Annotated in this window: 14 protein-coding genes and 2 pseudogenes; 12 read left to right on the top strand and 4 right to left on the bottom strand. The window is 31.7% G+C overall.

Features of this window, described 5'->3' with window-relative positions; all coding sequences use genetic code 11:
* Positions 1–34: 34 nt before the first annotated feature.
* The 4 genes from ACJAX4_RS15775 to ACJAX4_RS15760 form a co-directional block, all read right to left on the bottom strand.
* Complete coding sequence (locus tag ACJAX4_RS15775; RefSeq protein ID WP_435790405.1) at positions 35–397, bottom strand: hypothetical protein; 363 nt, start codon at positions 395–397, stop codon at positions 35–37.
* Between the two features lie 239 nt (positions 398–636).
* Positions 637–1,854: an ammonium transporter gene (locus ACJAX4_RS15770; protein ID WP_435790404.1), complete on the bottom strand. Its 1,218-nt coding sequence runs from the start codon at positions 1,852–1,854 to the stop codon at positions 637–639.
* 197 nt (positions 1,855–2,051) lie between these two features.
* Positions 2,052–3,410, bottom strand: coding sequence for a sigma-54-dependent transcriptional regulator (locus tag ACJAX4_RS15765; RefSeq protein ID WP_435790403.1), 1,359 nt, complete (start codon positions 3,408–3,410; stop codon positions 2,052–2,054).
* Positions 3,411–3,422: 12 nt separating this feature from the next.
* Positions 3,423–5,552 carry an ATP-binding protein gene (locus tag ACJAX4_RS15760; protein ID WP_435790402.1) on the bottom strand — a complete coding sequence of 710 codons (2,130 nt, stop codon included), beginning with the start codon at positions 5,550–5,552 and terminating at the stop codon, positions 3,423–3,425.
* A gap of 308 nt (positions 5,553–5,860) precedes the next feature.
* Here ACJAX4_RS15760 and ACJAX4_RS15755 point away from each other — a divergent pair, with 308 nt between their 5' ends.
* The 12 genes and pseudogenes from ACJAX4_RS15755 to ACJAX4_RS15700 form a co-directional block, all read left to right on the top strand.
* The gene (locus ACJAX4_RS15755; protein ID WP_435790401.1) at positions 5,861–6,067 is read left to right on the top strand and encodes a helix-turn-helix transcriptional regulator; all 207 of its coding nucleotides are present in this window, start codon (positions 5,861–5,863) and stop codon (positions 6,065–6,067) included.
* Positions 6,068–6,101: 34 nt separating this feature from the next.
* Positions 6,102–7,001, top strand: coding sequence for a hypothetical protein (locus ACJAX4_RS15750; protein WP_435790400.1), 900 nt, complete (start codon positions 6,102–6,104; stop codon positions 6,999–7,001).
* Between the two features lie 239 nt (positions 7,002–7,240).
* Positions 7,241–7,594: a P-II family nitrogen regulator gene (locus ACJAX4_RS15745; RefSeq protein ID WP_435790399.1), complete on the top strand. Its 354-nt coding sequence runs from the start codon at positions 7,241–7,243 to the stop codon at positions 7,592–7,594.
* A complete protein-coding gene (locus ACJAX4_RS15740) occupies positions 7,584–8,786 on the top strand; it encodes a cation:proton antiporter (protein ID WP_435790398.1) in 1,203 nt (400 codons plus the stop codon). The genes ACJAX4_RS15745 and ACJAX4_RS15740 overlap by 11 nt, the downstream gene beginning before the upstream one ends.
* Positions 8,779–9,657, top strand: a pseudogene (locus ACJAX4_RS15735) (EFR1 family ferrodoxin). Before ACJAX4_RS15740 ends, ACJAX4_RS15735 begins: the two are co-directional and overlap by 8 nt.
* A 117-nt stretch (positions 9,658–9,774) precedes the next feature.
* Entirely contained in the window at positions 9,775–10,428 is a 654-nt protein-coding gene (nfsB, locus tag ACJAX4_RS15730) for an oxygen-insensitive NAD(P)H nitroreductase (protein WP_435790397.1), read from the top strand.
* Positions 10,429–10,658: 230 nt separating this feature from the next.
* Positions 10,659–10,769 (top strand): annotated as a pseudogene (locus tag ACJAX4_RS15725) (B3/B4 domain-containing protein); the annotation flags it as partial.
* A 271-nt stretch (positions 10,770–11,040) separates the two neighbouring features.
* Positions 11,041–11,361: a PAS domain S-box protein gene (locus ACJAX4_RS15720; protein WP_435790396.1), complete on the top strand. Its 321-nt coding sequence runs from the start codon at positions 11,041–11,043 to the stop codon at positions 11,359–11,361.
* The gene (locus ACJAX4_RS15715; protein WP_435790395.1) at positions 11,355–12,218 is read left to right on the top strand and encodes a diguanylate cyclase domain-containing protein; all 864 of its coding nucleotides are present in this window, start codon (positions 11,355–11,357) and stop codon (positions 12,216–12,218) included. Before ACJAX4_RS15720 ends, ACJAX4_RS15715 begins: the two co-directional genes overlap by 7 nt.
* Before the next feature lie 168 nt (positions 12,219–12,386).
* Positions 12,387–13,346 carry a methyl-accepting chemotaxis protein gene (locus ACJAX4_RS15710; RefSeq protein ID WP_435790394.1) on the top strand — a complete coding sequence of 320 codons (960 nt, stop codon included), beginning with the start codon at positions 12,387–12,389 and terminating at the stop codon, positions 13,344–13,346.
* Positions 13,347–13,531: 185 nt separating this feature from the next.
* Entirely contained in the window at positions 13,532–13,720 is a 189-nt protein-coding gene (locus ACJAX4_RS15705; RefSeq protein WP_435790393.1) for a ferredoxin, read from the top strand.
* 42 nt (positions 13,721–13,762) lie between these two features.
* A partial coding sequence (locus tag ACJAX4_RS15700) for a cupin domain-containing protein (protein ID WP_435790392.1) occupies positions 13,763–14,014 on the top strand: 252 nt, incomplete at its 3' end.

The following is a 14,014-nucleotide window of genomic DNA, read 5'->3' as shown; positions in this document are numbered from 1 at the left end:
TATATAGAGGCAAACAAGTTTTGGTGCATATGGCTTAGTTGTCACGCTGTTTTTTATACTTTAGTGTAGCAAAAGTTGCAACAATGAATAGATCACCTATTATAAAAGCTTTATATCCTATACCTCTATTAGACATAAAAAACATATATAATAGAGCTATCCAAAATACCCATTGGACAACATTTGCATAAATATGCCATTTTTTTAATGCGGCAATGTTTTTTATATTAGGGTCATAATGTTTCTTTATATTGTAGTAATCTATACTAAAAACAACTCCGGAACCAATTGCAAAAAGATTTAAAAAAAACATATCTTTAGTCGTTACTATAATACCTATCAAAGCTATTAAAAATAATATTCCCCAAAATATTCTATTGATCTTACTATATACCATATAATGCTCCTTCTTAATTTTATGTATTTCTTCATATGTTACTTATATGCACACTTGCAATAATACTCTGTTATTGTATCAAACAAGCCATCAAAAATCAACAATAATACATTTATTAAAGCTAACAACATTGTGCAGCAATACTACGCACTAAAGTTAAGGCATATTGGTGCCTTTTAAAACAGATAGCTTCCTCTTATATAATAAAGAGGAAGCTATCTTACTTAAAATATGAATTATTATTCGTAAGCGTTTTCACCATGTAATGAGTTATCAAGACCGTTAAGTTCTTCATCTACGCTAACTCTTACAGGTTTAAAGTGATTCAATACTTTTAGAATTAAAAAGGTAACACCAAAAGCATATAATCCGGTAAGTATTACAGCAAATATTTGAATAAAGAATTGGTAAGTGTCCCCAAACAATAAACCATTTATTCCATTAACCTTTGACTGTGCAAAGACACCAACTAGAATGGAACCAAGTATACCACCGACACCGTGAACGCCCCAAACATCTAGTGCATCATCCCATTGCAATTTTTTTCTAAGCTCTACCGCCAAATAACACACTGCAGCAGCTAATATTCCAATAATAACGGCTGCCCAAGGTCTTACATAACCTGCAGCTGGAGTTATGGCTGCAAGGCCTGCAACTGCTCCAGTAAGAGTACCTATTAAAGTTGGCTTCTTTTCAAATTTCCATGATATTAAAAGCCAAGTAACCATAGCTACAGAACCAGAGATATCAGTATTTATGAAGGCTGTAGCTGCAATGCCATTTGCTGCAAGAGCACTTCCACCATTAAATCCAAACCATCCAAACCAAAGAAGCGCCGTACCTAAAGCAACAAAGGCAATATTATGTGGAAGAGCCTTTTCTCCAACTGCATACTTTCGCTTTCCTACAAAGAACACTGAAGCTAGGGCGGCCATCCCTGCACTAACATGAACAACTATTCCACCAGCAAAGTCAACAACGCCAAGTTGCTGGAGGAATCCCCCGCCCCAAACCCAGTGGGTTAGTGGAATATATATTAGAATAGTCCAAAATACCAAAAATTTTAAATAACTTTTAAAGTTTATTCTATCCGCAAAAGCACCCGTAATAAGAGCTGGGGTTATAATAGCAAACATCTGTTGATATGTACAAAATGACAAGAATGGTATAGTAGGTCCGTATAATGGATTGGGAGTAATTCCAACTCCTTGCAGCGCAAAATACTTAAGATTACCTATAATACCATGAATATCTTGACCGAAGGCTAAACTGAATCCACCAAAAATCCATATAACGGAAACTACACCCATTGAAATAAAACTTTGCATCATAATTGTGAGAACGTTCTTTTTTCTTACCAATCCTCCATAGAAAAATGCTAGGCCTGGTGTCATAAGACAAACAAGTGCTGCACTTAAAAGGACAAAAGCGGTATCGCCTGAATTAATTTGTGACATATGAAATTCCTCCTGTTATAATAGTATTTTAAATTTATATAGAGCAATATTGATGCCAAAGTATGACCAACGTGACTCTATTTAATTCACCGTACTACAAAGGATGAGAGGTGGTTACTACGTTAATACGATAAATTGAGACAAAAAAATATGAGACAGTTGTGCACAGTTGTGACACGATTGTCTCATATTTAATATTAATCTTTTATAGCATATTTTATTATTTTTCTGTGAAGCGATCTTCTACTTATACCTAATAATTCGGAAGCTTTTGTTCTATTCCCGTTACATTGTTTTAGCGCTTTAATTAATACCTCTTTTTCTGCATTATCAATAACAGTATCAAGTGAGGCACACTGTTTTTCAGTGGTATCTAATGGATTGTAATTAGAGATGCATGATGGCAAATCATCTTCAGTTATTATATTTTTTGAGGTTACCACTACACATCTCTCTATAATGTTTTCTAGTTCTCTTATATTTCCAGGCCAGTTATAATTAATTAGACAATCTAGCACACCATTGGTTATTTGTTTTTTCTCTCTACCAGATATTACTGAAGCTTTACTTAAAAAACTGTTTGCAAGCATTAGTATATCTTCTTTCCGCTCTCTAAGAGGGGGTAAAGTTATTGGAACAACGTTTAATCTATAATATAAATCTTCTCTAAAGATATGTTTTTTTACGAGTTCCTCAAGATTTCTATTCGTGGCTGCTATAATTCGCACATCAATTTTAATAGTCTTTATGCCTCCTAAATGCTCAATTTCCCTTTCTTGAAGCACGCGAAGAAGCTTAACTTGTACAGTGGGGGAAATATCGCCTATTTCATCTAGGAATATTGAGCCACCATTCGCAAGTTCGAATCTCCCAGGTTTTTTTACTACGGCACCTGTAAATGCACCTTTATCGTAACCAAAGAGTTCGCTATCTAAAAGAGAATCCGATATAGCTGCACAATTTACTTTTATAAAAGCCTTATCTTTTCTTGAGCTCATATAATGAAGTGAATGAGCAGCAAGTTCTTTTCCAGTGCCAGTTTCACCATATAGCATAACTGTAGATTTTGTATCTGACACACGGGCTATCATATCTATAGTTTTTCTCATGGAAGTACTATCACTTGATAAGGATTTATTAATATTATCTACAATATTTTTCGAATGAGAATCTATAATATCTGTACTATCAATACTATGGATTAATTTTTTTACTGAGAGTAAAACATCTTCTATGTTAAAGGGTTTTGTAATATAATCTTTAGCACCCATTTTTAAAGCGTCAATAGCTGTTTCTAAGGTTGCAAAGGCAGTAATCATAATTACTTGAATAGAAGTATCTATCTCTCTTATTTTATTAAGTAGTTCTATTCCACTAATACCAGGCATTTTAATGTCTGTGATAACAACATCAACTTGAAATGTGTCTATAATATGTAAAGCCTCTTCCGCATTTGATGCAATATGAGTTATGTAATTTTCTCTTAGAAAAATCTTCTGTAAAAGCCCTCTCACGTTTTCTTCATCATCTACTATTAATATGGAGTATTTTGACATATAATCACCATCCTATCTTTGGGGGCCAGGCAGTTTAATTGTGAAAGTAGTACCTACTTCGCTCGTACTTAAAACTTCTATCACTCCTTTATGATTTTCAACTATTCTAGCGCAGATTGCAAGGCCTAGTCCCGTTCCTTTGTTTTTTGTTGTAAAAAATGGTTCAAATATTTTATCCTTATTATCAGCAGATATTCCAATCCCCGTATCTGTAAGTGTCACCTCTATTATATTTGATGCTTCAAGAAAAACTGAATGGACTTTTAGTATTCCACCACTCGGCATTGACTGAATAGCATTTAAAGAAATATTTAATATTACCTGTTCTATTTGCTCAAAGTCAAAGTGGATAGAAGGTAAATTAGAAAGCTCCATTAATATATCTATGTTTTTAGGAAGAATTTCTTTACTTATAAGCTTTACTACAAGATTTAAAACCTCATTAACATTGCATAATTCAAGACTCAATTCCTTTGGCCTTGCAAAGTCCAGAAATCTATCAATAATATTGTTTAATCTATCTACCTCATCAATGACTATTGAAATATCCTCATTAAGGTCACTAGTTTCACCAAGCTCTGACTTTATATATTGTGCATATCCTTTTATGGAGGTGAGAGGATTTCGAAGTTCATGGGCCATACCTGCAGATAAAGCACCTAAGGATTCTAAATTCTTAGCTCTTATGACACTTTCCTCTAATTGTCTTATTTCTTCAACACTTCTGAAAACTCCGATTACCCCAAGAGTTTTTCCTTTTACATCTTTCTGCAGAGAGGTGTTAATCATTATAGGTGTCTCAATTCCCATGTTGCCTTTAATTTTTATTATATGTTTAATGTATATTATATCCTTTTCAAGTCCGTTAATTAGTAATTTTATTATTGGAAGCAGACTAATATCAAAAGAATCTGTAACCGTTTTATTCAAAATATCGTTTTCATCTATTCCAGTTATATTGCTAGCTTCATTGTTAAAGCTAGTGATTTTTGCCATGTTATCCATAGTGATTATAGCATTTGGAATATTTTTAAAAAATTCTCCAGTGTACTGCCGTATTTCTGCAAAAGATGCTGCTTCACCGGATATTTGTACTATCTGTTGCATCATAGCCTTAAGGTTACCCAAAACAATGTTAAAAGATTCTGCAAGACTTCCTATTTCATCACCGCTTTCAACTTTGATATTTTTGCCAATATATCCCTTAGCAATATTTTGCGTTTCCTTAACTAATGTTTTAATTGGTTTGGTTATTTTTATTGATAAAAGCAACACTAGAACAAATACAATTAACACAGAAGAAATTACAATTACAATTGTGTAATTTCTAAGACTATAGGTAATTTGAAAAGCTTCACTTTCAGGTTGTTCTACTACTATATTCCAAGTGTCTTTTTGACTTTTGTATTTGTTTATAGGAGAGTAAGCAGAAAAATATTTCACCTTATTATGTACTGTAAAATATGTCTTATTGGTTTTTGCCTCTAATATACCGGTATTTATTAAATTATTTGAGGGCTGAAAAATGCTATTACCTTGATTATCTACGATATAAGCGTATCCATTACTACCTAATCGTACATTTTTTACGATTTCAGAAATTGCATTAAAGTTCATCCTTTCAACAACTGCTCCAGTAATTTTATTAGTTTCATCTATTATTGGAGATGCATAATATACTCCATAAGATTTTGTATCATTAAAATATGTAAAATCGGATACGAAATTTGTACCTTTTAAAACCATGGGTAAGAATTTTTTGTAAGCAACATCGTCTTGAAGTTTTCCAGAAGACACTTCTATATTGCCAACATTATCAGTTATAAAAATATAATCATATGCCTTGTAGGCATTTCTCACACTATTCAAATATTGTAGTTTTACATCTTTTTTCATCTGATCTTTTTTTAATAGCGGAGAAGTAACCATAACTTGAATGTCTCCATATCTTTCAAACATGTATCTCTCAATTTTGTTTGAAGTTTCTTCGGCTAAGGTAATGAATTCTTTTTCTTTCGAAAAATTAATAGCTTGATTAGTGCTTTTAAAAAACAAGAGCCCTACACTTACAAATAGGACAATAGCAAATATCGTAAAAAACATCATGAATTTAATTTGTAGGGAGTTTTTTCTTAAGCGCATTCTCATCATCCTTTTTATTTATAAGCATTGGTCATATTAAATTTAATATAAGATAAATGCTAGAAGCTGTTCTAATAAGTTTTTACAATACTAATATTATAGTAAACTTTAGAATAATGATACATTAAATTAAGTGAAAACAGAATAGAATTTGCTTACATGTAAAAAACTATTTACATTTCGTTCGGATTAATGATAAAATAAGAATATAAAAGATTTTTTACATTATGGATGTTGTTATACTTATTATAATTTAAACAAGGGAGTATTTTTGTGAAAAAAATGGATGAAATGGGAACTAGGAAAGTATGAAAAATAATATAAGAGAATTAAGAAAACAACTTGGATTTAGACAGGAGGATGTAGCGACTAAACTGGGAGTTACGAGGCAAACCATAAATGCGATTGAAAATGAAAAGTATAATCCTACTCTGGAATTAGCTATGAACCTTGCTAATCTATTAAAAACTACGGTAGAAAAATTATTTATACTCGAAATTTACAAAGTAAACTAATCATAAGTTAAATAAAGAGTATGGAGGGTTAATCATGAAAAATATTAAGAAAAGTCTGGTTCTATCAGGTATTTTTATACTAGCTATAAGTCTTACTGCATGTAAAGGAAAGGAAACATCACCTGAAGTGATAGTTAACCAATCGGCTGTCAGTAAAGATGAAAATGTTGTGAAGACAGATCCGACGATAGAGACACCCGAAAAAAATACAGAACAGTCGATAGACACACCCGAAAAGAATACGGAAGAGGAAGACTCCGATCTTGTGGAAAAAGAAGACTTTACTTACAGTGTTATTGATGAAACCTATACGGAGAAGGGAATCACCATAAAATTCCCACAGCTTAATAAGGCAAATAATGAAGCCAAGGTGGAGTCAGTAAATAAAGTAATTCAGGATAGTATTAGAACTAAGTTGGATTCACTTAGAATGGGCGAAGAGGATATGGGTGCTTTTTCTCTAGAATTGAAATATGAAATCACGGGTTATGATAACGAAGTGCTCAGCATTGTTTATCAGGGAATCTCTTATTTTGAAAAAACTCCTTATCCCGTTAATATATATTATACGCAAAATATTGCATTGGATGAAGTTGATACATTGACTTTAAAAGATATATTTGTTATTGATGATCAATTTATTCAAGCTTTCAAGTCAGGTATTTATTCACCTTCTAGAGATGATTTGGATTTGGAAAAATCTGGCATTAATCTTAAGGAAACCATTGAAAATCAGTACTCTAACAAAAATTTAATAAATATTTTTAAAAAACAAGAAGTTAATTACAAATTAACAATGAATGGGGTCATACTAAGTATTGAAGTCCCACATGCTATTGGGGATCACCTTGATATGGAAATTCCTTATGAGGAACTGGAATTAAATATGATCAAAAGTAGCCCGGTGTGGAAAGATTATTTGTTTATTAAGTGAGTATCAGTTAATAGATAGCATTGTAACATAATCTATTAACTTTATTTGCAATATGATTACTTATATCTTACATCGGATCATATTACAATAAACTCAGAAGTGATTAAAAAACACAGGTTAAAAACCTGTGTTTTTTTGATGTTACAACTGATAGCGTTTGTAAAAAGGATATATTAGTAATATACTTAGTATATTGTAAATATTCTGAATTATTTTTAATAGAGCGGAAAGGAGTATATATGAAACTTTTATTTTTTATATTAAATAAAACGGATAAATTAGATGCAGTTTTAACTGAACTTGCACGCATTAACATCAGCGGTGCCACGATTATGGAAAGCATGGGTATGGCAAGGTTATTAAGTCATGAACACGATCAAGATGAGATTCCTTTTTTAGGATCTCTTAGAGCATTTTTAAATCCTGAAAGAGAAAAAAGTAAGGTGATATTTGCTGTTATAAAAGAAGACAAGCTAGAAGAAGCAGTCAGTGCTATCGAGTCTGTAGTGGGAGACCTTTCACTTAAAGATACTGGTGTAATTTTTAGTGTGCCAATTGATTTTACAAAGGGGATTAGGAAAATTGGAAAGTAAAATAATAATTGAAGTTGCTATAATACTGTTTACCGGAATAATTTTTGGTAGGCTTGCTAAATTTGTAAAACTTCCCAATGTAACAGGTTATCTGATTGCTGGACTTCTACTCGGACCTTCTTTTTTAAACTTTCTTCCTGTTAATATGGTTAACAGTTTTTCTGTTGTATCAGATATAGCACTTGGCTTTATTGCCTTTGCAATTGGAAGTGAGTTCAATTTAATCTATTTTAAAAAAGTTGGAATTTCACCTATAGTAATAGCTATAGCAGAATCTTTTGGAGCGATTATACTCGTAACCATAACTTTAATTCTCTTTGGGTTTGATATAAAGCTTTCAATATTATTAGGAGCAATTGCAGCAGCAACCGCTCCTGCCCAAACCATAATGGTTATAAATCAATATAAAGCTAAAGGACCATTAACATCAATGCTTATGAGTGTAGTTGCCATAGATGATGCTGTTGCTCTTATTGGATTTGGATTTGCGACCACCATAGTAAAAATGATGTCCTCAAGTATTAACACTAATATTATTTTGTCAATACTAACCCCTATATATGGAATAGCAATATCCTTTATTTTGGGAGGCATCGCAAGTATTCTTATGAAGTTAATATTTCAATGGTTCAAAAAATCATCAAATAGACTTTGCATTATTATTGCAATTATATTAATCACTTATTGGGCAGCTGAATTATTTCAGGGTTCTCCTTTGCTAGCTTGCATGGCACTTGGTGGTGTGTTTGTTAATATATATGCAGATATTGATAGTGTAGTTAAAATTACAGATGACTTTTCACCTCCAATTTTCATGGTGTTCTTTGTTATTTCCGGAGCGGGTTTTAAAATATCTGCACTTGGTGGAATAGGGGTCATTGGACTTTTATATGTTATTATGCGTATTATTGGAAAAATAGCTGGTGCATGGCTAGGTGGAAAAATTACTAAACAAGACGATAATATATGTAAATATCTAGGCCCAACACTTATGCCACAAGCAGGAGTTGCATTAGGTTTAATTGTAGTTGCTGGAAATCTTATACCGCAATATGCAATGCAAATTCGAGTTATTATATTATGTTCTACATTTATATACTCTATAATAGGACCTATTGCCGCAAAAATAGCATTAGAAAAATCAGGGGAAATAGTAGTTCCACATAAAACAATTCACAATTTAAATGTATAAGATGTATAGAAGGGACTATAAATATAACAATTATAAAAGAAAAAGAGGTAAATGTATGAAGATATTAATCTTATATTTTAGTGGAACTGGAAACACGGAGTTTGTAGCTCAGTATATAAAAAGTGATTTAAGTTGTGATATGTACGAAATAGAACTATTCCCATTGGAACTATTTAAGAGTGAAAATATATCAAAATATGATACTTTAATTTTTGGATTTCCAGTTTATGCTTGTGATATATCAGTATTTATAGAGGAATATCTAAAGAATATACCCATTACAAAAACAAAATGGGTTTTCGTATTTTGCACAAAAGCCATTTCTAGTGGAATTGCATTAAAACATGCTAAAGAGATCTTTGAAAAAGCTGGATATAATCCACTTGGATATGCTGATATAAAAATGCCAGGGTCAGATGGACTAGCCTTTCTAAAGAAAGATTCGCCCATGGCACATAAAATTACAAATAAGGATTTTTAAACCATTGAAGTGGTAGATAATTTGGTGGATAGAATTAAAGCGGTAACAAGGGCCTTAGAAAATGATGAAGTGGAACGATTTTGCTTAAATGTGAATTCAAATATAGGCAAACCATTTTGTAGTACCATTATGAAAAAATTATTTATAGTTATGGAGGGATGGTTAAAAAGAAAGTTCTGGGCTGATAACAATTGTATTAAATGCAAAAAATGCGAAAGAATATGTCCTGCTAATAATATTAAAGTAAATGAAAAGGTAAGCTTTGGCAGCAACTGCTATCTTTGTATGAGATGTGTACATCAATGCCCCATGGAAGCTATTCAAATAGGTAAAAAAACAGTTGGAAAATTCAGATGGAGAGGGCCTCTAGGTACATATAATCCCAAATAGTAAGGAGATATATTATTCAGGAATCAACAATTCTTAAAGAGTAAATAGAATAAATAAGTCATGTATTGACAATGAGCAAATAACAAAAATATATTGAAATAAGAGGAGATAAAAAATATGAATATAATTGAAAGTTTAAACAGACGATATTCTGTAAAGGAATTTGATGCTACAAAAAAGATTTCTAATGAGGATCTTAACAAAATTAAAGATCTTTTAAGGCTTAGTGCATCTAGTGTTAACGGGCAACCATGGCACTTTGTAATTGCAAATACAGATGAAGGTAAAAAACAAATTAGTAAAAGCACTCAAGGTTTTTATAATTTTAATGAAGGTAAAGTGTTAGGTGCATCACAGGTTGTTGTATTTTGTTCAAAGACTGATATGAATGAAGACTATTTACTTCATGTATTAGAAACAGAGGATGCTGATGGTCGTTTTACTGAGCAAGAATCTAAAAACAACCAACATATGGGGCGTTCAATGTTTGTAAATATACATCGTTATGATTTAAAAGATTTACAACACTGGATGGAAAAACAAGTCTATTTAAATATGGGCAATCTTTTATTAGGTGTTGCGGCTCTTGGCATTGATGCTGTACCAATGGAAGGGTTTGATGCGAAAGTTTTAGATGAAGAGTTAGGATTACGTAAAAAAGGCTACACAGCAATTGCTGTGGTTGGACTAGGTTATCGAAGTGATAATGATTTTAACGCTAAATTACCTAAATCTAGATTAAAAGAGGATGAAATCATTACTATCATCTAAAAAGGTTCACTTGGCCTGGAAATGAAGAATATATAACAATGGACTTCTTCCGTTTCGATGAAAAAGGGAAGATTGTAGAACATTGGGATTCCATTCAAAAAATACCATCTGAATCTAAATGCGGTAATCCTATGTATTAATATAATGCCAGACGGTTATGTAGTATATTTGACAAAAGAGTCAGAGCTTTAATCTCAGCTTGTGACAACAGTTCTTTAATTTATTTAACGGAGGAGCAATTCAGTAAAAATTCGGTAATTCAAATTTGGAGAGAGGCATTTAAAAAATTCGAAACTAAAAAAGGTGTGAGATCATCTATTGAAGCTCTCTTAAAAAGAGTAGGGCCCGCATATCTTTACCTATTGATACAGCTAAGCTTCAGTTAGTTTTTATAACGAAGCTTTTTTTGCGTTTATGTGTAATGTTAAATGTAATAAGAAAATCAGTTTAAGATGTTGAAGTACATAGTTGTATTGAGTATAATTAAAAAAGAAACATAAATATTAATAATGAAGGGGTCGATATATAGAAATGTTTAAACCTTACATCTGTAATGGTGATTGTGAAGCATATTTTAATAATTTGTTTAATTCCTTGGAAGAAGGATTTCTGATGAATCAGATTATTTGTGGAATTGATGGAAGTCCTATAAGCTTCAAAACATTAGAAGCAAATAATTATTTTGAAAACATATTTGGAGTGAGTAAAGAGAATATAATAGGTAAAACAATTAAGGAAGTATACCCTGATATAGATTCAAAATGGATTGATGCATGTGGCCGAGCTGCTCTAAGTGGCAAAAGTATGAAATATAATATTTATTTTAAAACTATAGATAAGCATTTCAAAGTTAATATTATTAGCCCTACTAAAGGCCAGTTTATTATTCTATTTAAGATATTACAGATATTATCAAAGCTAATGAAGTGTTAAAAAAGCACTTTATACTGTTTGAGAATGCCAAGGATATAATATTTTATCTTAAATCGGATGGAAGCATTATTGACGCAAACAAAACTGCGATAGAAAAATATGGTTACACACATGCTGAGTTTTCAAACATGAAACTACAACAACTAAGGCATACTTTAACTATGAAAGATTATGAAGAACAGATGGAAGAGTCCTCTTCGCAAGGAGTAGTGTTTGAATGTACCCATGTTAGAAAAGACGGTACAAGTTTTCCTGTAGAAGTGAGTTACAGGACTACAGAGATAAACGGGGAATTGTTTAGGATTCATATTATTCGGGATATTACTGAACGGAAAAAATCTGAAGAAAAAATTAAGTACCTTGCAAACTATGACGCTCTAACAGATATTCCAAATAGAGGATTTTTAATGATGCAATTCGAAAAAACATTAGAACAATCTAAAAGAAACAAATATAAATTTGCAGTGATGTTATTTGATGTAGACAAATTTAAATTAATAAATGATATACATGGGCATAATGCAGGGGATGAAGTCTTAAAGACCATAGCAAAACGACTACAAGAAACTGTAAGAAAAGCTGATATAATTGGGAGGCTTGGAGGAGATGAATTTCTTGTGATTCAACCTTTTATAAAAGGCAAAGGTGATGCTTCAATGCTTGCTAATAGAATGCTTGATTATATAGCTAAGCCTGTGAAATGGAATAATGTAAATTTGGATGTACATATAAGTATTGGAATTGCTATTTATCCGGATGATTCGGATAATACGAAAGATCTAATTCATAATGCAGATACCGCTATGTATTTTACTAAGAAAAAAGGTGGCAAAGCTTTTAACTTCTATATTGAATAATAAATTATAACCTATCAGAGTACTAAATGAGGGCAAATGAATGAAGTTTAAATACGGTAACACATGTTACCGTATTTTTACGTAAAAATAGGTATAATAACTCTATAGTTTGATAATAAAATTGAGGTATTTTAATGGATAAAGAAAAATTAGGAGGAAAATAAGTAAATGAGTTTATTTAAAAATAAAAAGTATGGAGATCTAGAAAGTATTCACAATAAGCATAGCGAAGAAAAAGAGCAGAAGGAAGTTCGATTTCATAATGAAACTAAGGATTTTGTTCAAGATATTAGCAAGTTGTTAGGGGATACTGTAAAGCAGCACCATATTGTAGATAGTGAACATGATGTATTAGGAGAACTTGCGAGTAAAATAGGAATCCATATGGATGAAATTTCAGATTTAACAAGAAATACTAACGGCTTAACGGATAGTTTATATTCAGAAGGGAATAAACTTATAGAGATTACAGAGGATACAGTTAAGAAATCCTACGAAGGCAGGGATGCTATTGATGAAATGGTAGACATAATAAAGTCTTTAGAAAATGAGAATAGGAATAATACTGAAAGTATAAATGAATTGGCAAGAAAATTTAGTAAGGTTCATGAAGTTGTTCAGTTAATAACTAGCATTTCAAGTCAAACAAATCTATTAGCTTTAAATGCAGCAATTGAAGCAGCTAGAGCAGGAGAACAGGGAAAGGGTTTTACAGTGGTGGCAGGTGAGATTAAAAAGCTAGCAGAAATGACTAAACAAAGCACTAAAGACATTTCAAATTTAATAGGTAGCATAGAAGATGAAACAAAAGTAGTACTAAATAATTCCAGTAGGTCTAATGAGGTCATTGTCAGTGGAGTTAGTGCTTCTAGTAATGCTGCAGAAAAAATAGAGGGGAGTCTATCCTCTATAGCAAAAGTGGAACAGGAAGTTAAGGTAGTAATGGGAATTTTAACTGAGCAAAAGTGTCACATTGAAAACATGAGTAAAGAAATAGTAGATGTTGATGGAATATTAAAAATAACATCTGAAAGTATAATAGGCCACATAGAAAAGGCAAGTATTGTGGATAGACAAATGGAAGAAACCGAAAGACAACTAAGCGCCTATAGTAAGAAATTAATATAGTGTTTTATTTGATTTAAATCACATTTTAAATAGGTCTAAAGGGATAGAATGTTACTAACAAGTAATTAGATTAAAAATCTAATTGTATTTTAAGGAGTCTCTTAGGTCTGCCCGTTATGTGGAGTACCAAAATTAGATTTTGAAAAAGTAGAAGAGTAAAATTTATTACATTGGAGGTTATTTTAATGAAAGGTTTTGTTGATAAGGATACATGTGTAGGATGTGGATTGTGTGCTGCTGTATGTCCTGAAATTTTTGAGATGGTTGATGATGGATTGGCGGAGGCATCAGAAAATGAAATTGAAGATAAGCTAATCGAGAATGCTAAAGATGCTGAGCAACAGTGCCCAGTGAGTGCAATAACAGTAGAGTAATAATTATTAGCACAAATAAAAAAATGTGAAGGAGAAGATATAATGAATATTATTAGAATGAATGAAATAGAAGGCAAGAAAAACATGAGAGGCGTTGTAGCTAAACAACTTATAAGCCATGATAACACAAGAGTTATGAATTTGAATTTACAGCCTGGAGATGAAGTTCCCCAGCATAAGGTTCCTGTTGATGTATTTTTTTATGTTGTTTCTGGTAAAGGAACAATACAAATTGGAGAAGAAAAAGCTGTAGTTAACGCAACTGATATTATTGTTTGTGCGCCTAATACAAAC

Source organism: Clostridium sp. (genome assembly GCF_051278035.1).
GTDB lineage: Bacteria > Bacillota > Clostridia > Clostridiales > Clostridiaceae > Clostridium_AD.
Note: the sequence above shows the minus strand (reverse complement) of the source record. Positions and strands in the feature narration are given on the sequence as shown.